At 34.9% G+C, this 20,591-nt stretch carries 7 protein-coding genes; all 7 read right to left on the reverse strand.

Annotated elements, in window-relative coordinates:
* Positions 1 to 3: 3 nt before the first annotated feature.
* The 7 genes from ACFFLS_RS21195 to lacZ all read right to left on the reverse strand — a co-directional run bounded on the left by ACFFLS_RS21195 (position 4) and on the right by lacZ (position 20,389).
* A complete protein-coding gene (locus ACFFLS_RS21195; protein WP_379687247.1) occupies positions 4 to 858 on the reverse strand; it encodes a glycoside hydrolase family 16 protein in 855 nt (284 codons plus the stop codon).
* A gap of 331 nt (positions 859 to 1,189) precedes the next feature.
* Positions 1,190 to 5,071, reverse strand: coding sequence for a glycosyl hydrolase (locus ACFFLS_RS21200; protein ID WP_379687248.1), 3,882 nt, complete (start codon positions 5,069 to 5,071; stop codon positions 1,190 to 1,192).
* A gap of 426 nt (positions 5,072 to 5,497) precedes the next feature.
* Positions 5,498 to 7,480, reverse strand: a complete 1,983-nt coding sequence (locus tag ACFFLS_RS21205) for a RagB/SusD family nutrient uptake outer membrane protein (protein WP_379687249.1) — start codon at positions 7,478 to 7,480, stop codon at positions 5,498 to 5,500.
* Positions 7,481 to 7,493: 13 nt separating this feature from the next.
* Positions 7,494 to 10,826 (reverse strand): SusC/RagA family TonB-linked outer membrane protein, encoded by a 3,333-nt coding sequence (locus ACFFLS_RS21210; RefSeq protein ID WP_379687251.1) that lies wholly within the window; start codon positions 10,824 to 10,826, stop codon positions 7,494 to 7,496.
* Positions 10,827 to 11,567: 741 nt separating this feature from the next.
* Positions 11,568 to 12,722, reverse strand: coding sequence for a glycoside hydrolase family 88/105 protein (locus ACFFLS_RS21215; RefSeq protein ID WP_379687252.1), 1,155 nt, complete (start codon positions 12,720 to 12,722; stop codon positions 11,568 to 11,570).
* A 270-nt stretch (positions 12,723 to 12,992) separates the two neighbouring features.
* Positions 12,993 to 17,090: a hybrid sensor histidine kinase/response regulator transcription factor gene (locus ACFFLS_RS21220; protein WP_379687254.1), complete on the reverse strand. Its 4,098-nt coding sequence runs from the start codon at positions 17,088 to 17,090 to the stop codon at positions 12,993 to 12,995.
* A gap of 185 nt (positions 17,091 to 17,275) precedes the next feature.
* A complete protein-coding gene (gene lacZ, locus ACFFLS_RS21225) occupies positions 17,276 to 20,389 on the reverse strand; it encodes a beta-galactosidase, LacZ type (RefSeq protein ID WP_379687256.1) in 3,114 nt (1,037 codons plus the stop codon).
* Positions 20,390 to 20,591: the final 202 nt, after the last annotated feature.

Here is a 20,591-nt window from a genome sequence, read left to right on the forward strand (position 1 = left end):
TTTTTATTTATTTTTTTGATAAACCCTTATATAATCTATACTGTACTTTGACGGAAGATCTGCTTTACTAAAGTCCCCGCCATTTATTCCGCCAACGGCCAGATTGACCAATAAATAATGCGGCTGCTGAAATGGAATTATTTCTTGATCTTTTGAGTATATGGTTTTACCAACACTAATTTCATTTAATAATTGATTGTCAACATATAATTTAATCGAATTCGCATCCCAATCCATTTTCCAAACATGATATTGATCTGCCCATGCTTTGTCCTTAAAATCACTCAGTTTAAATGTTTCACTATCCCAAGCTGTATTGGGTTCATTTGATTTCCATGCGGCATTTGCCAATATTTTTCCTGTGTAATACTCCATGATGTCAATTTCTCCATTTGCCGGCCAGTTTCCTTTTACCCCCAAACTCCAAAAGGCTGGCCACATTCCTTTACCAACTGGAATTTTAGCACGCATTTCAAAACGTCCGTATTTCCAGGAATGCTTTCCGCGGGTAATTAAACAGGAAGAGGTCACTTTTATGGAATCTCTGTTTTTAGCAAAATCTTTATGCGTTTTAGATACAAAATCTGGGTTGGGTTTATTTTCATTTCTGGCTTCGATAATCAAATAACCATCTTTACAAAATGCATTTTCCTTTTGATACCATTGGTTTTCTTGATTTCTCACAAAACCTGTTTCGTAATTCCAATTCTTTTCATCTGGACGGCCATCTGTATTAAACTCATCTGCCCAGACCAACTTGTAATCTTCAGAGGTTAAAACTTTTTCTTTGTACCTGATAAAACTAAAAAGCAACATCAGAACAATTCCCAACGCCAAAAACTTACCGATAAATCTCATTTTATATCTATTTTTTAATCCTAAATAATCTCTGTTAATTCTGAGATCTTTCTATTATAACAAGGGATCCCGAAAGATCCCTCGTCAACTCTACATTAATTAAAATCAAACTTTACTTAACTTTTAAATTAAACACATACTCCCGAAGTCTCGGGATAGTTGTTCTTTATCTAAAAAAGAAAACAGAAAGAAACCAGTTTCTAACACATAGTTTACTATGTGTATTGATGCTAATGAAATGCCTTTACGCAGTTGCAAAAACTATCCCGAGACTTCGGGACTATGTGTTTAAAAATAATTGCACTACGCTTTACTTATTTATTCTCATATTTTATTTTTTAATAATTCGTACTGTTGCATCGGGATGTGATTGTATTTTTACCAAATAAATTCCCGAAGGTTGATTCTCGATATTCAGATGAATGCTGCCATTTACGTTTGTATGGTTTGCTGTTGAAATCAGCTTGCCATCCAGTGTATAAATTCCAATTACAGTATTATCCTCGTCTACTGGCAGCAAAATATCAAACTGTCCAAAATTTGGATTTGGATACGCGCTGATTATTTTAATGCTTTCTCCTAGTGAATTTATGTCTGTTACATTTGCGTTTTTAGCACTCAAAGTACCTGAAGCTGTCAATGTTTTAACTTGTATAGCAGCAGAATATTGACTTTCTCCTCCTGCATTTTCTGATGCAATCTTGTAGAAATAGTCTGTATTTGCTTCTAAATTAGTGTCATTAAAAATGGTGTCTTTTACGTAAGCGTTTATAATATCATAAGTACCATTAAGAGTTGTGGCTCTTTTGATTTTATAAGATTCTGCTCCCGTTACAAGCGACCATTTCAAATTGATTGCTGACGATGATACTGCCTCACCTGTAAAATCTTCTGGAATTGCAGGAATCGCAGGTTGATCATAAACCAATATCGCTGAATAAGCTGACTCCACATTGTCTTTACCAACCACTTTAATTCTGTATTCGGCATGAGTGCGAACCAGATCTATTTTTGAAAGAACATTGTAGTCTGTTGTTTCATAAAAAACTGAAAATGCAGTTTCTCCTGTTAGTTTTCTTTCCAAAACATATTTGTTTACCAACTCCTGATTGGTTCCTGTCCATTTTATGGTAATATTTTTATAATCAGAAGAAAGTGTGTAACTCAACGTTTCTACTTTTGTTTTCCATAACGGAACATATTCTTTAGCCGAATTATAGGCTTTCGCCGATGCATTTTTAGCATAATATTGGCCCGCAGGAGTTAAAACTGTATAATCGGTCGCTGTACTAGAAATTACTGGTGCGCTCTGAAGCCAAACGTAATTTTGCCAATTTGGATTTCTAGTTTTAAAAGCGTCGTTAATCGTCACATACATTGCTCGTGCATCTTGCACCCAATTGTATATAGAATAACGTTCTACATAATCGGCACTTTCCAAAACAGCCAAAATCGATGCTAAATCATTTTTGTGTTTGGTTGCATTGGCATCTGTAAGCGTATTCACATCATCAGGGAAATTGTTGGCCGTCCAGTTTGCCCCAATATTCCATTCTGTAATCCAGATTGGTCTTTTGTATTTGTCATAGATGTATTGCAGATCGTTTTTCCATTGTGCCGCCGTTTTGTACCAATAACAGTGTAATGCTACGTAATCTACACGGTAATTATTAGCTTCAGCCTGAGTCATAAAATTAGCCATCCAAGGATTATACGGATCTGAAGTCGCAGGAGAACCTATTCGTAATCCTGATTTCAATAGAGCTGGCCAATTGCTTATGGCTGCTTCAACGGTCATATTGGCTTGATCTGGACGATCTGGTTCATTAAAGCCTAATAAATGAGTGTATCCTTCTTTAGTATAAGCTGGCGTAAAGGAAGGCCACCATTGGGTTTGACGAATTGGAACATATTCTACATTTGGCGTAGTATCCATTCCTGTATTCCAATTGTAATACCAAGTAATATTGGTTGAATTAATCGCTTCTGTGCTTCCGCCAGCAAGTCCTTTTTTAGTAACCTGATGCCATCTCATGGTTCGAACAAACGAAATGGTTCCTTTTAAATTAACGGGTAAAACAGGTACTTCCAAATCTTCATTTTCTGCAATGTAAACTCTGCTATAGCCAGATCCATCAGTACTGGTAGCGAAAGTCGCCATATATCCTTTTTTTAGTTTGAATGATTTAATGGCATTGTCGAAAGCTCCTAAATTATCAAATGGAGTTACCGTAACATACTGCTTTGAGGATCCTGCAAAGTTTTCTTCAGTAAAAACCTGTAACGGCTGATAATCTGCAACATAAGGAGAAACAACTGTTCCCCCACCATAATTGGTAACATTTACATTTGTACCGTTACTTGCCAAAGCACCGTTTACCGAAACATATTGCAACTGTGAACTGATGACGTCACTTGGTTTGACATTTTCAAAATATAAACTGTTATCTAATGATGTTAAATTGACTGTCGAGTTAATTAATGGATTGTTTCCATTTTTAAGATACAAAGAAGCTGTTCCGCTTAAAACTACTTTTGATTTCGCAAAAGCTCCTGTAGTTGTATTGCTTGAAATATTTATGGTTTGCAGTGACGGGCTAATTACTTTATCAGGAGCATAAGCAACATTTTCAAATGTAACCGAAGTAATCGCCATATCTACAGCGCCACTTGCATAATTTTTACCAATTACAATATTGGCTGTTTCTTGTCCTTGGACTTTTAAATCTGTTACTCCAAAAAGTGCTTTGGCTCCAGTAACATTGATATAATAAGTTCCTGCACTTTGCGATTGAAATAACAAATCTCCTTTTCTTAGCTTATTAACAGCTCCTGTCGTAAAATTTTTAGTTGCCAAAACGGTTCCTCCGCCGTTTGCAGCTGTAGAAACCGAAACCGTCATTTGAGAACCTGGACTTAAATTTGAAATGTATTCGTATATCCACGAAAACTGATAGCCTTTTGAAGCTTCTAATTGTACTGGAAATGAATAAACGGAGTTTTCAAGTGCAGTACTGTCCCATCTGATGTACATTAATCTGCCGTTGTAAACTGAATTATCGGATTCAAAAGTATGCCCAGAAGTTACATCCATAAAACGTGCTCCACTTGTACTGTTGGCTGTATTAAAAATACTTGGTGAAGCAACATTGGTCCATCCATAAGCAGCGGGAGTTCCGGCATTATCATTGTAATAACCGTCCCAAGTATTGATTAAATTGGAAGATTTCAATTTTAAGTCGGCAATAGCAAAAAGTGCATAATCTCCTGTGATGGTTAGATAATAATTCCCATCAACATTCGAAACAAAAGATAAATCTCCCTTTCGTAATTTATTGGCACTTCCCGTTGTAAATGTTTTAGAAGCAATAACTCCTGATCCGTCAGCACCTGATGATATTGCCACGTTTAATTTGACACCTGCCGTCGCATTGGAAATATATTCATAAAGCCATGAAAATTCATACCTCAAACCTTGCTCCAGCTTAACAGGATAACTGTAGGTCGCACCTGAATAACTGGCATTATCCCAACGAATGTACATGATTCTGCCGCTGTAAACCGAATTATCCGATTCAAAAGTATGTCCAGAAGTCACATCTAAATATCGAACGCCAGACGTTGAATTAGCGGTATTCCAAGGAAGACTTGCTGCAGTATTTGCCCAACCATAATCGTTTGGTTTTCCAGCATTATTTCCAGTCACTCCTGCCCATCTTCCTAACAAATTATCAGCACCAAATGCTACTTCGGTACCTGAAGTATCATTTAAAAAATCAAGCGTTTTAGAAGTTAAATAATGTCCGTCTTGATAAATATTGGCAACACCGTCTTTTATCGCATATCGATACGTTTGTTCCTGAGCATTATCTACAGAAGTACTTAAATTTTCGGGCGTTGATAAAATTGTAGTACTATTAAAAGTTGTTTTATCCAAAGAAGTTCTAAATCCGAGACCGATTGTGTTCTTAACTTCAACATCCAATCCTCTTCCAACAGCTGAATTGACTTTGGCTTTTATTTCTAAAGTAAATTCACTTTGATTGGATAAGGGAAATGATAGAATATCTGAAGTCGAAGCATTTGTAAAAGTCTTTGCCCCATTTAATGTAGTTGCTAAAATTGTCTTTACAGGCAAATTAGGAGCTTGTGCATTTATATTGAATACAAAAACCGATAACCAGAATAATAAAAATGTGTATAGTTTTTTCATATGAAATATTTGTTTTAAAAATTGTTTTAAAATTTTTGTTGAATGCTTTCATTGGTAACCGACAAAATTATTGGCGAAGGAAATTCTCAAAAACACCGATTTTAAACCTAAAAAATGGGCAAAAAAATTCCTTTCGCGTTTATTAACGGGTAAAATTGTACTGAAATGTATTGTGGTATTTTATATTGCTAAAACCCTGATACTTTAAATCATAAGGCACAATATAGTATTCATGTGGCTTGTAATGACTGCTTGTATTGTCCTCTTTTGTAATGGAGGATAATACTTAAACAGTCGGTAATTATAAAAATTAGTATTTAAGAAATGGAATCTTTAAATCCTTAAGAATGTATCTTAAACTGCAGCGAAATAATAACCATTCCAATTAAATCACTGCAGTTTAGATACTTTTTATTATAAAGCTAATTAAAGTTGGCTTTCATCTGCGACAGCATCCTGCCATTTGTCCCAAACCTTAACGCTAGGATCATAACCATCATAACCGTAATTCTGACTTAATTTTCCTTTGATATTGGCCGTTATAGCACTGTTTGGAATTGGCCAGTAGTTATTACGTTTGTCCATGGTATAAAACTTAGTTCCGTTTGGAACTACAATTCCGCTAGGATGTTTGTTGTAAAGGGTATAATGAACAATTCGCTGCCACCAATAACTTCCGCCTCCATTATCCGTTCCGGATTGTTTATCCCAATCCGTTTTACTGTAGGTCTGTCCCCATTCATCTGCTTGTCCGCTGAGCGCGAGACAATGCGAAATACGTTTCAACTCTACATTTCTCCATTCTTCCAGATAGAGCTCTCTTCCTCTTTCAGCACAAATATCTCCAATCGTTACTGTTCCATACATTTGTGATGCTCCGGCTCTCGCTCTAACAACATTTACGTCTTGAGCTGCACCACCAACATTGCCTTGATAAAAACGGGCTTCTGCTCTCAACAAATAAGTTTCAGCCAAACGATATAAGTACCAATGTGCTTTACTTCCTGTACTGGCTCCTTGAAAGTCATTTGCATTTGGATTAGTTTCATTTGCAACATCATGTAAATAAATTTTGTATAACGGAAAATCAAACCATTCGCGTAGCGTATCTTTCGACAAAATAGTAGCACCATTTCTAAATCTAAAATTTTGCTCATAGAATGCAGAAGTTTTGTCGCTATATTTGAGATTCTCCATATTTACCCAGTTACCGACAGTACTATTATGTCTAAGATCTTGTTTGTCTTCCACACCATTAACCACCCACATAGGATGCTGTGAATAATACGAAGCACTAATCGTAGCAATACCACGTCCTAAAGCTCTTGCATAATCATAATTTGCCTGATAATTGGCATTGTTTGAAGCAAAACGATTTGCTGCTTGTTTTCCGTCAGGAGTAGTAACTGTACCTGAATTCCAGTTTGGACCAAAAATTCTCATCGATGCAAATGGTAAAAAGGATTGTACGCCACTATTTGGCATTACCAAAATAGCTTCTCTGTTAGCAGCAATAACTTTATTTTCAGGTCGGTGTAAATCCCAAATCACATTTCTAGTAATGGTCCATGTCGCTGGATTTCCTCCTGCATCAAAAGTTCCAAATGAACCCTGCATTAAAGAATAACCAGAAGAATTAATCAATAAATCGGCCTGATTTTCGGCATCTTTAAATCTACCAGAAGCCAAGTAACATTTAATCAATAATTGACGACATGCCCCTTTGTTCACTACGCCTAGATAAGGTAGTTTTGATTGTTCTGGCACCCACTCTACAGCCTTTTCCATATCTGCTGTAATCATTTCGATAATGGCTTCTTTTTTAGTTGAATAATAACTTTGCTTTGGAACATCCAAAATCTTAGTAATCAATGGAATATCTCCAAACTGATATACCAGATTAAGGTAACGGTATGCTCTATGAAAATAAGCCTGACCGATATATTTGCGTTTCACTTCTTCCGATAAACTTGTTACATTATCAATATAGGTCAATACCGTGTTGGCATGTTTAATGCCCGTGTAAGCTTCTGTCCAGTAAAACCCTAGGTAAAAATCATCGTTTGTATCTCTTTTAAAACTTCCTGTAGGAACTATCGTATTGGCAAAATCAGAAATAGTACTGGTATTATCTGTTTTTCCATACTTTGCCATATCAGAGAAAACGTATTCTGTACCAATGGGCACACTATTAGAAGCAGCATTAAAGTGAATATAATTATTACGGAGTCCTTTATCAGCTGTTGCCAAAACTGCCTGAAGACCAGATTCAGTAGTAAAAGTAGCTTCTGGCTCATAAAACGAAAGCGGATCTGGCTCCAGAAAATCCTCTGAACAAGAAACAAAAAGAGTAGCAACCACAACTAGAGATACTATTCTTGAAATTTTATTTTGTATATATCTTTTCATTATTGACTAATTTTTAAAGTGAAACGTTAAATCCTAAATTAAACATTCGCGTAGCAAGCCCTCCAGTTTCCGGATCACCATAATACTTCCATTCTTTAGATGCAGACCATGTTGCCACATTCTGAACAGAAGCGTAGATTTTGAAATTCCTTACGTGTAAACGATTTATAAGATCTTTAGGAAGTGAGTAAGCCAACGAAATATTGTCTAAACGAATAAAACTGCGATCGTATAATTTCTGCGTTCCCGCTCCCGCTGGGCCTCTGGCATCAAGACGTGCCCAGTCATTCGTTGGATTGTCAAGTGTCCAATACGGATTTACAAACGGATTGTAGTTATTTGTGTATAAACTACCATCATTATAAGTATTCATATAACGTCCATCAAGCGATTTGTGTCCCATGTACGAATACATATTGATTGCCAAATTCCAATTTTTATAAAATATAAATTCATTACGAAGCGACCAGTTAATTGGTGGTGTTGTTTGTCCTAAAAACTGTCTATCCTTTTCATTATAAGTTGGCTTTCCGTTCACGTCATCAGCAGTATAGCTATTTTCAACTTTTGGATCACCAGGACGCTGTCCATATTTTGCTGCTTCTACCGCTTCGTCTTTTTGCCAAATTCCGACTACTCTATAATCCCAGATTTGAGAAATCGGTTTACCAATAAACCATCCATTGGTTTTATCATCAGCCTCTTTTCTTCCAATAACATTTCCATTGGCATCTTTAATATCTTCCATATTACCATACAATGCCTTGATTATATTTTTGTTGTAAGAAAAAGCAACCATAGTAGTCCATTCAAAATTTGGTCGCTTCATATTCAAAGTAGTAAGACTTATCTCAATACCTTTATTTTCAACTTCTCCAAGATTGGTTGCAATTGAAGAAAATCCAGTAAACTCAGGCAAACGCTGACTCATAATCATATCGTTAGTAACCGATCTATAAATATCTATTGTACTTGTAATTCGGTCGTTTAAGAAACCAAGATCAAAACCAATGTTTGCAGCGGTTGTTTTTTCCCATTGCAAATTAGGATTCGCCATACGGTCTATTCCAAGATATTTCATATCGACAATATTTCCCGAAGCATCGATATATCCCATTGTTGCTCCCGTACCTGAACTTAAATTTGCCAAAGCCAAATAGGGATCAGCAAGCGATCTGTTTCCGTTTTTACCCCATGACAAACGTAATTTACCAGTACTTAAAGGCTCCCAATGAAACCATTTTTCTTTATTAAAGTTCCATCCCAATGCTACAGAAGGAAAAGTTGCATAAGGATATGAAGCTCCAAACGCAGAGTATCCATCACGACGCACCGTTCCTGTAATCATATAACGATCATCAAAGGAATAGAAAAGTCTCGCCATTAATGCATCGCCTGTCTGATGGGTGTCTGTTGCTGTAAAAGTACTATTGGCAAGTGTCGCATTGGCGATATTATGATAACCTAAAGCGTCTGATGGCTGTATGTTATTCGCATCAATACGATCTGACCATGTTTTTAAATCTTCTGCTTCCTGAACAAATGTTGCTATAATATGGTGTTTACTATTAAATGTATGATCCCATGTTATGGTGTTGTTTAAGTTCCAAGTGAATTTTTTACCATTCTCTCTATCCACTCCAATATTAGCGGCATTCCAGTTTTTATTTCCAGCCGACTGAAAATAACGATTGTAGAAGAATTCATAACGCGGTGCTGCATTAAACGAATATGTAATGCCAAAAGGCAAAGTTACCTTTGTATTAAAAATAGTATTCAAGATTGTATATCCTCTGTCAAGATCCATATATTGGCGATCATAGTAGTAATTATAGCCGCCAATTGTTGGTCCCATTGGCTGTCTAGCGTAATCACCATTTACTTCTGTGAAATTAGCAAACGGGCTGTTTCTTAACATATTGGCATCCCAGTAATTAGTTCCTGTACCTACAGATATATCTCCATCAGAACGGTCTTGAAAATTAACGTTTGCTCCAAATTCAAGCCAATCCGTAATTTTAGCATCTACTTTCATATTGGCACGAACAGCCGAATAATCATTACCCTGAATGGCTCCTTCTGATGTTAAATATCCCATAGACATATAATAATTTACTTTGTCACCTGCTCCAGAAACACTTAAATTGTTGTCGCGATTTATTCCTGTTCTAAAAGTGCTATTGTACCAGTCGTGTGTTTTTCCTTCTGCAAAATTCTTCAAAAGACTAGCATCAGTAATCCCCAGACGTAGTCCCCAAACTTCATTTAAACTTTTTCCCTGTATTTGTGCTGCCGGCTGATAGGCCAACCATTGCGCCTCTGTAATACCGTATTCGCTCAATTGGCTAGGATTTGTGTAATAGCCAGGTTTACCAGCTGCAGTCCCTGTAATCCATGCCTCGTAATTTCCTGTTGTAGTATTGGTGCCATACGTCTTAGCAGTCTCCCAATCTTGGCGGTATTTTACATATCCTTCTGGAGAATATACTTTGCGATAGGCACTTTCGTTAACAATCGTCATATTTGTCGTCAAATTAATGATAGGCTTTCCTGTTTTTCCTTTTTTTGTAGAAATGACAATAACTCCCGCAGCCGCTTTAGATCCATATACTGCCGTTGCAGACGCGTCTTTCAAGATATCAATCTGACCAACATCGTCAGGGTTAATTTCTGAAAGTTCTCCATAAAACTGCATTCCGTCTAAAATAATAAGCGGTGAATTATGATTGGCACCATCAGGATTGTAAACAGAAGTCTGTCCACGAATCTGCAAAGATCCCCCACCTTTTGCCGAAGGATCATAGCCAACTTTTAGACCTGGAACACCTCTTAATAAATCCTGAACGGTTTGTGGGTTTTGATTTGCTAAAGCGTCTGCCTTAACCTGAACAATTGATCCTGTTAAATCCTTTTTCTTCATTTTACCATATCCCACTACTACCACTTCTTCTAGAGAGGCAGCATTTTCTTCTAATTGTACACTAATATTCGTCTTGCCTTTTACAGTTATTTCTTGGGTTATAAAACCAACGAACGATATTACTAGTATCGAATTCTCATCTCCTTCTAGAGTAAATTTTCCGTCAAAATCTGTTATAGTTCCTTTTTTTGTTCCCTTTATCGCTACCGAAGCTCCCGGAAGCGGAACACCTTTACTATCTTTAACTTGACCGCTTATACTATTTTGTGGCTGTACCTTTTCTGCTCCTATGCTGCTACTCGACTCAATAGAAAATGCATGTACTTGAGACAGCGAAACTAATACACAAAGAAGTGTGAGTTTCTTTTTCAAATCAAATCCAGATCTATAATCAGGAGCCTTAATCTTCCTAATAAAGTTTGTCATTTTTGGTTGTAGTTTTGGTTAAATGTTAAGTTAATAAGTCTGCAAAATATAGAAATGACTTTTATAAGTGTATTTTTTACAATTTTCTTTTTCAAAATTTTTTAAACACACATTATCATGTAATTATCAATAGTTTGCATTACAAATCTATACCAAGACACGCAAGCAAAAGGGGGTAATTACAACATTAAAAAAGGGGCAAATCCGTATTTTTAGAGGCAAAACGGGATTTTTTTATATGGATGGCAAAAAAAGCATCTTCAAAATGCACGATACATAATTATTTAAAAGCTGGATATAAATAAATATGTGGTATAATCTCTCAGCATTTATCTTAAATGACTTTAGAAAATGAAAAAATGAGGCAACTTCAAAACATATTTTTTGAATAAAAAGAATCTTTATAAAAATTATGTCATCAACAATACCCCAGCGGGGTAAGATATCTGTAGAACTTTAATAAAACAAATGATAAAAAGCTCCAGAGGAGCGACATATACTAGAGATTGTGAAAAACATGTCGCTCCTCTGGAGCTTTTTTGTAAACGTCTGTTATTTGCTATAAATATGTAGCTTCTCCGAAGCTTTTCCAAAATAAAATTCAATTTTGAAACTTCTTGTCTAGCTTTATATTGCTCAAATTGATTCTTTTCTATAAATATATTGCTTCTCCGAAGCTAAAAAAAAAGAAGCTGTCTTAAAAGACAGCTTCCTCTTCAAATACAATTAAAACGAAATTAATTATTTCACATAACGATAAACCTCTGACGCCGCTAATAAAAAAGCTCCTACTCCAAAATCAGCTGTGGAATTTTTATCGACAACTTGTCCAGGAATCGCTTTTTCGCCTATAGGCTGTACATAACCTACTTTTCCATCTGGTTGCAAAGCAAAAGTGGTTAAATAATGCCATGATTTTTCTACAACGGGCAGATAGGTCTTTTTATCCAAAAATCCATTGTTTATTCCCCACATAAAACCATAAGTAAAAAAAGCTGTACCGCTAGTTTCTGGTCCCGGTGCATGTTCTGGATCTAGAATACTTCTTGTCCAGTATCCTTCTTTCTGCTGTGCATCTGCCAAAGCTTTAGCCATCTCTTTAAAACGATTGATATATTCATTTCTATGTTTAGCCGACTTTGGTAAATCCTGAATAATTTTAGCATAACCGGCAAAGATCCAACCGTCTCCCCTTGCCCAAAAGTCTTTTTTCCCATTTGCACTTTTATGCTTTGGATACACATATTTGGCATCACGAAAATATAGTTTTGCTTCTTCATCATACATAATACTGTCTGCATATTGCAAATAAGAGTGTAATTTCTCCAAGTACATTTCATTCCCCGTAACTTTGTAGAGCTTTGTCATGACCGGCATTACCATATACAAGCCGTCAACCCACCACCAATAATCGTTTTGTGGCGTACTCATTTCATATTCCATCACTTCTTTTGCTCTTGCAATTTTTTGAGGATCATTTTTTCCTGTGAAATTGTACAAATCGATATAGGTTTGAAAACAAATCTGCCAGTCTCCAAACAATACATATTGATCTGTTTCTCCATAATTGTATTTCCATTCGGATTTATCATTGGATTTCGCTCCCATCCATTGATTTTTTTCGGCCCAAGCCAATGAATAATCCAAATACTTTTTGTTTTGGGTCACTTTATAAGCTTCCATATTTCCTGTATGATAGGCCGAAACATGCCAAAAAGCATTTCCAAATTCTGGATGAGTACTTTGCCAATTGTTATTTACTTTATCGATGACAGCAATAACTTCTTTTTTAGATTCTTTTATCCCGTTTTCTTGTTTTGCATTTCCTGTTTTACAGCCAATTGCCCCAAGTGAAAGAGAAGCTATTGCCATAAAAATTGATTTTCTAAACTTCATTATTATATTTTTTTTAATTAAATGTTTAATAGTAGTATTCTCGATGTATGAAATTAAAAAATAAATTTTAACACATAGAAACATAGATTTTTATGTCGAAAAAAGAGATTAAAAGAAACTAGTTTCCACACATAGGCAAGCTATGTGCATTTAAATTAGTGAAACGCCTTTTTTAATCTTCTAAAATCTATGTTTCTATGTGTTTAAAATCATTGCACCCAGCCGTTAGTTTTAATGTTTAATTATTTTTTTTAAATTCTATTTTATTTATCAAGCTGATTTCCAAAAACTTTCATTCAGTATATATTTATTATCCTTCACATTTTGATACTTCTTCTTAAATTCGGAAGGATTGATATTATAAAACTGCTGAAAGTGTTTCCTGAAATACTTAATATCTCCAAAACCTGCTATCGAAGCAGCCTGACTAATCTGTAAATCGGTTGTAATTAATAAGGTCGCTACTTTTCGCAAACGCACATTTCTGGTAAATTCCGAAACCGATTTACCTGTAATCTTTTTAATTTTTTTATACACCAAAGAATAGCTCATTCCTAAATGAAATGCCAAATCATGTACATTGAAATTCTCTACATCTAAATTGGCGTCAATTATCTCTGCAATCTTCTCAATGAGTTTTTTATCTTCATCTGATAATTTTAGATTCGCTTCTTTTTTGGTCACTGAATTAAGTAAATAATGCTGTTCGCTGTCACGTCTCGCTAATATACCGCTTATTCTGGCCAGTAAATAATCATTATCAAAGGGTTTTGTAATGTAATCGTCCGCACCAACTTCGGCTCCTTTGAGTTTTACCTCTTCGGAAGTTCCTCCGGTAAGCAATATTACAGGAATATGTTTTAACTCTTCGTCTGATTTGATGTGTTTACAAAAAGCAACTCCATTCATTTCTCCCATTACAACATCAGAAATAATCAAATCGGGTTGTACTTTTCTAATTAGAGTTAAAGCCATTTCAGCATTTTCGGCTAGTGTAATATGATATTTTGAGGATAATATTCGTTTCAAATAATTTCTTATTTGGGCATTATCATCTACAACCAAAATACTTTTGGCGTCTTTAATCAAATCACTGACTGTTTCAGATTCTTCAATAGTCTGCAATACATTTTCCTGTATCACGGTATCTTCCATAGCTTCCTCTAAAAATAAGGTTCTGTCACTTAAATCTTCCCTAATTTCAATATCTCCAAAATGTTCTTTTCCAAGTGGTAACTTGATTTCAAAAATAGATCCGCCATTTTCATTATCATAACAACTAACAGCACCATGATGCTGATTCACAAATTGTTTCACCAAATAAAGTCCGATTCCAAATCCCTTGCGGTTGTTTTTTATGTTAGTATTGGACTGATAAAATAAATTAAATATTTTCTCTTTATCAGCATCTGAAACTCCTTCGCCATTATCAATCACTTTTATAATAACTTCATTATCTGTACAGCGCAAATTAACCGCAACACTTCCGTTTTCCTTTTCTGTAAATTTTAATGCATTCGAAATCAAATTAAATAGAGCCATTTCTATTTTTTCCCGGTCTACATAAACCAATACTTTTTCTTCAGAAATACTAAAACTGTAATCTATTTTTTTGACTTTGGCGTGATGCACAAAACAGCTGAAAACCTCTTTGGCCAATTCAACAATATCAATTTGACCAATTTTAAGTTTTCCCGTTTCTGTTTCTGTTTTTCTAAACAAAAGAAGCTGATCGACCAAACTCAACAATCTTCTTGAATTACTGTAAACCATTTCAATAGCACCGGGATCAATCTGTTGGTCGGTTCCGTAGATGATATCTTTTAAAGGATTAATAATCATGGTTAAAGGTGATCTAAACTCATGGGAAATATTGGTAAAAAAAGTTATTTTTTTCTCATTCAGTTCTTTTTCCTGTTTTGCCAAATCCTGCGAAAGTTTTACTTCATATTTAAGTTTGGCCTGCTGACGCTGATATTTGTCAACTACATAAATGCCAAGACAAATAATCAGTAAATATATAAAATAGGCAAAACCGCTTCTGTACCACGGAGGCAATATGGTAATTGGAAGTGAAATAGCGCTTTTACTCCAAATTCCTTCAGCATTAGTAGATTTGATTTTCAACACATAATCTCCTTCTGTTATTTTGGAATAATTGGCACTCCGAATATTATCGACATAATGCCATTGTGAATCCCATCCTTCTAAAAAATAAGCATAAGAAATTTTTTCAGGAAGACTATATTCTAAAGCAGCAAAATCAATATTGAGCATGGATTCATCATAAGGCAATTTCAGTTTATCGATTCCAAAAGAAGTTAGGTTAGATTGATCATAAACCTTATTATTTACTTTTATTGTAGTGATAACCAGCTTTGGAAAATCATGAATCTGGGTATTAATTTTGGTGTTTATGATATTAAAACCTTTGATTCCGCCAAAAAGGATTTCGCCTGTTGAAAGTTTAAGCGCCGCATTATAATTAAACTGATTGCTCTGAAGACCATCAGCATCATGATAACTTGTAATATGTCCCGTTTGAGTATTGTAAACAAATATACCATTATACGTACTGCACCAATAATCTCCTTTATTATCCTTTACAATATTTAATACCGAATTATTTGGAATTCCATCTTTCTGGGTTAGGAATTTCTTTTGCAGCGTCTGCGGATTAAAAATCAAAAGCCCTCCTCCTTCTGTTCCCACAAGCATTTTTTCAGACGAAACAGCAATAACAGATCGTACAGGATATTTGAGACCAATGACTTTACGTTGCATTGTTTTTGGATTGAATTCGACTAAATCCGTAAAATTCCCTATCCAAAGATTGGCATTTTGATCCTCTGCAATAGAAATAATTCCTCTGATTTTTGCATCAACAAAATCAAATTTATCCTGCGTTTCATTATAACGGTATAAACCTTCATCATCTGGAGAGGCTGCCCACAAAACATTATTCTTAGCACGAAAAAGCACCCAGAAATTCTTTTGATTTGCTCCCACTTTTGGATTAAAAAAGGTGTACTTTTTGAAATTATGAGTTTGTAAATTAAACAAACAAACTCCGCCACCATAAGTCGCAAACCAAGTTCCTCTGCTGTCGGTTACGATTGAGGAAACAAAATTATTAGATATAGAATTGGTATTATTGGAGCTATGAGAATAATTTGTGAATGTATTAGTCTTTCTATTCCACAAACTTGCGCCCGCTCCATCTGTTCCTATCCATAAATGTTCACTATCTTGTTCTGACAAGGAAAGAATAAAATCACTTGGAATCGTATTTTTTATCTTTTCATTTTTAGAAATGGTCGTAAAAGGACTTTTTCTTTCCTCAATTTTATTAACGCCTCCTCTTAAAGTTCCAACCCAAACTCTATTTTCATTGTCCGAAAAAAGCGAGGAAATAGCGTTACTATTCAATTTTTCCTCATCAGAATTGGCATTAAACAAAGAAAAACTATCCGATGCATAACTGTATTTTACTATTCCGTTCCCATTGGTAGCAATCCAAAGTTCTTTTTTGTCTGGTTTGCACATCAAATCGGAAATAGGATTTTGCAATTCCTGATTTGCATAAATACGATGTGTTTTATTTAGGGAATTGTACTTTAATAAACCACCGTCAACTCCTACCCAAATATTTGAAGATTTGTCGCACAAAATACAGTTCCCCTGCTGGAAATCAGATAAAACAACAACTAGTTTTTTTGCTGTTACATCCATAGTCACAAGTCCAACTCCCTGCACAAAACACCAAAACTTACCTGATTTATCAAAATCCATTCCCTGCACATGGTAATCCCATTGCAGTTTTCCGTTTACATACAGCGGAATCTGAATAATTTTTTCTTGCTGATCCGCACAATAAAGTAGTCCTTGACCAGCAGTTCCTATATACATAACCGATTTATAATCCATGATTTTATTGACCACAAAATCTATCGGTTCAGTCTTAGACGTTTTTGCATTCAGATAGTATTTTGTACTAAAGCGATTGTTTAGATAATTGTAAACACTTATTCCGCCTTTTGTGCCAATCCAAATCTTGTCTTTTGTGCCGCAAATACTTACTACTCTATTATTATTTAATGAATTAGAATCATTTGGTTCATTTCTAAAATTTAAAAAATTATAACCATCATATCGACTTATTCCATCATAAGTACCAAACCACATCAGGCCTCTTTTGTCTTTATAAACCGAAGTAACAGCGTTATTGGCAAGACCGTTTTTTATCCCGATGTAGCGAATAGTATATTTTTCCTGTCCAAATTTAGAAGCAGATAATCCCCCAGCCGACTGTGGTTGAGCCAGAAAGCAAACTAATAGCATTAAAAATAATAGAATTCTATTTTTCAAAATGTGCGTGGTTAGGTTAGTTTAAGTTTTTGATGAATCTATAAATAGATGTTTGTTATTTTAAAAAAAGCATATGTTGTAAAATTTTATTCCTTAAAAAGGCCATTATTCTTAAATATTTAAAAATCAGAAAAACCTATGATGTATACTCATAGGTTTTTCTTTCCAAAAAGACGAACTACTAACTAATCAATCAATGATACGGTATAGGAATAGCTGTATTTTTTGCCCAACAAACGATATTGCTCATGTGGCAGACTTCCCCAGCTGTCATCGCCGCCAAGACCTCTTTGCTTGTAATCTACATGCAGATAAACAGCTTCTTTAGAATCTAAGTTTAAATCAGTCGTATGACGTTGCTCCTTATTTTTTCCCGGATCCAAATCTTCTGTCGAAATATTCAGTGCGCTAAAACCAATTGGCTGTGCTCCATCAATTCTTAAACCTTGTCCAGCATTGTTTTTTAAAGTCAGCCAACGGACATCTGTTTTATATCCCGATTCCTGCGGACGAATAAAATTTCTTGCATATTGATTGCTCACCTTATCTGAATATTCTCCAATAAACGCGGCCGAATTTCTATCTGAATAGTTTTCCCAAGGGCCTCTTCCGTAATAACTTAAATTATCAAATAATCCGTTTAGTTTCATACGCATTCCAAAACGAGGCAGTTCAGGTAAATCTTTTCCTGTCATATCGATTGAAGATGTGATTTTAATTTCACCATTATTCTGAATCAAATAATCTACTGTATATGGAACATCGGCTTGCGCTAATTTATAAGCGACTTTTATTCCTAATCCTGCTGTATTTTTTTCGTCTAAAACAACGCTTACAACTGTAGGATTTTTTGATGCTTCTTTCCAAATTCCCAATTTATTTGGCATACCGCTTCCAAAATCATTATCTGTTGGAGCACGCCAGAAATAAGGTGTTGGGAAATTTGCAATCACGTTCTCTCCTTTTTTTGATGCATATTTCAGAATTTCTCCTTTTTTAAGATCAAACTCTCCTTTAGTATTTTCTGTTTCAAAAGAAAGAATACTGCTTGATTTTGAATACTTTAATTTAGAGGCATTATTTGGTTTGGTGTTCGATGCAAAATAATTTCCTTTTGCTATTTCAAATTGTGCTCTTGCAAATTCAAATCCTTTTGCGACTAACGGTTCATCGTATTTTGAAAGGGCATAAACACTTAAAAAATATTCTGAATTTTCATCGATATCACCTAAATAGATTGCTACTTTTTTACTTTGTTCCGGCTCTAAATCAAAACTAAATTCGCCAGATTTTACCTTTGAACCGTTTTTAATCAATTCATACTTAAAGTTGTAATTGGACAGATTGGTATAATTAAAATGATTTCTGATTATTAATTCCGTTCTACTGTTCAAAAGAATTTCAATGTTTTGATATACTTTTTTTACTTCCTCCAAAGCTGGTTTTGGTGTTCTGTTTGAGAATACAAGTCCATCGGCACAACCATTTTCGTCATTTTGTAAAGCAACGCTTCCTAAATCTCCTCCGTAAGCCCAGAAAACTTGTCCTTTATCATTTTGAGTTTTGATTCCCTGATCTACCCAATCCCAGATAAAACCACCCTGCATACGTTTGCTGTTATTGATAATATCCCAATATTCCTGAAAATTACCACTGCTTTGTCCCATTGCGTGTGCATATTCACACATAATGTACGGACGCGTTTTGTCAGAGTTTGCATAATTTTTCATGCTTTTAATACTTGGATACATAGGAGCTACAATATCTGTATTTCTATTTTCTCCTGCCTGTTCAAACTGAACCGGACGTGTAGTATCGACTTTTTTCAGCCAATCATAAGCATCATAAAAAACAGGGCCGTTACCACATTCATTTCCTAAAGACCAAACAATAATTGAAGGATGATTTTTGTCTACCGCAAACATTCTTTCGATACGGTCTAAATGTGCTGGCGCCCATTCTGGAAGATAGGCCGGATGTTTTTTCTGGTCAAACCAATTCTGCCATTCTGCTCCCATTGCATGACTTTCGATATTGGCTTCATCAACCACATAAAAACCATATTGATCACACAACTCATAAATATGAGGATCATGCGGATAATGACTCATTCTGATGGCATTAATGTTGTGTTCTTTCATCAACTGAAGATCTTTCAGCGTTAATTTTTCATTTGGAACGTGACCGTTTACATCATCGTGTTCATGAATATTAACTCCTTTTACCATAATGACTTTGCCATTTACCAGCAAACGGGCGTTCTTAATTTCTACTTTTCTAAAACCTGTTTTTTTAGAAATAATTTCTAATGTTTTTCCTTTGTTATCTAATAATGTAATGGTATATCGATACAAATTTGGCGTCTCGTTGCTCCATAATTTTACATTTTCGATTGTTTTTTCAAAGCTTACATTTTGTGCTTTATCATTGACTTTTTTGCTTTCAGAATAGATTACTTTATCCTGATTGTCAAACAATTCAACTTTTACAGATGGATTTTTTATTTTATTTTTTTCAAAATATTTCAAAGTGACATCTACATTAAAAAGTCCGTTTTTGTATTGATTGTCTAAATCGCTTTTTACAAAATAATCCCAAACGGTTGTTTTAGGCATTGCCTGCAGATAAACGTCTCTTTCGATACCGCTTAATCTCCAAAAATCCTGATCTTCTAAATAACTTCCATCATGCCAACGGATTACTTGAACTGCCAATAGATTTTCTCCTTTCTTTAAAAAGGAAGTAATATTAAATTCAGCCGGAGTTTTGGATGCTTTCGTCATACCTACTTCTTTTCCATTCAGGAAAACTCTCGCATAGCCTGAAATAGAAGCAAAATGAAGAACAATTTCTTTATCTTTCCATGAATCAGTCACTTGAAAAGTGCGTCTGTAACTTCCAACCGGATTATAATCGCCATTTATAAAAGGCGGATTTTTTGGAAACGGATATGTAATATTAGTGTAAATTGGAATATCATAACCTTGCAGTTCCCAGTTAGAAGGCACCTGAATGTTTTTCCAATTGGAATCATTCAAATTGGATGCATAAAAATCCATTGGTCTTTGAGAAGGATTTTTAACAATATTGAATTTCCAGTTTCCATTCAAACTCTGATACAATTCTGATTTTTGAGGATTGTTTGCTCTCAGTTCCGTTTCATTACTAAATAACAAGAAAGAACTTCTGCCTTTTTCTTTTCCTCTGTCCAGAATCTGAGGATTTTCCCATTCATTATTCTGGGCAAAATTATTTTGCAAACTCCAAAACAAAGCAAGTGCTAATACAATTTTTTTCATTTAACTACACAAAGGTTTTAAAATTTAATACTCCAAAATTTATTTCGACCAAGACTATCGATGTCCGACATCGAAATAAAAATCAACTTCACAAATTTAGATAACGACCTATAAGACAAGAGGGGCGCTACAATAAATTAGAAGGGGTATATCAGCATAAACAACCAAAAAGCGAGCTAATTAGGCGATAGTTTACATTATT

The organism is Flavobacterium procerum (assembly GCF_042431625.1).
GTDB classification, from domain to species: domain Bacteria; phylum Bacteroidota; class Bacteroidia; order Flavobacteriales; family Flavobacteriaceae; genus Flavobacterium; species Flavobacterium procerum.

Coding starts and splice junctions, on each gene's coding strand:
- ACFFLS_RS21195 (WP_379687247.1), bottom strand. CDS start 858: ATGAGATTTATCGGTAAGTTTTTGGCGTTGGGAATTGTTCTGATGTTG.
- ACFFLS_RS21200 (WP_379687248.1), bottom strand. CDS start 5,071: ATGAAAAAACTATACACATTTTTATTATTCTGGTTATCGGTTTTTGTA.
- ACFFLS_RS21205 (WP_379687249.1), bottom strand. CDS start 7,480: ATGAAAAGATATATACAAAATAAAATTTCAAGAATAGTATCTCTAGTT.
- ACFFLS_RS21210 (WP_379687251.1), bottom strand. CDS start 10,826: ATGACAAACTTTATTAGGAAGATTAAGGCTCCTGATTATAGATCTGGA.
- ACFFLS_RS21215 (WP_379687252.1), bottom strand. CDS start 12,722: ATGAAGTTTAGAAAATCAATTTTTATGGCAATAGCTTCTCTTTCACTT.
- lacZ (WP_379687256.1), bottom strand. CDS start 20,389: ATGAAAAAAATTGTATTAGCACTTGCTTTGTTTTGGAGTTTGCAAAAT.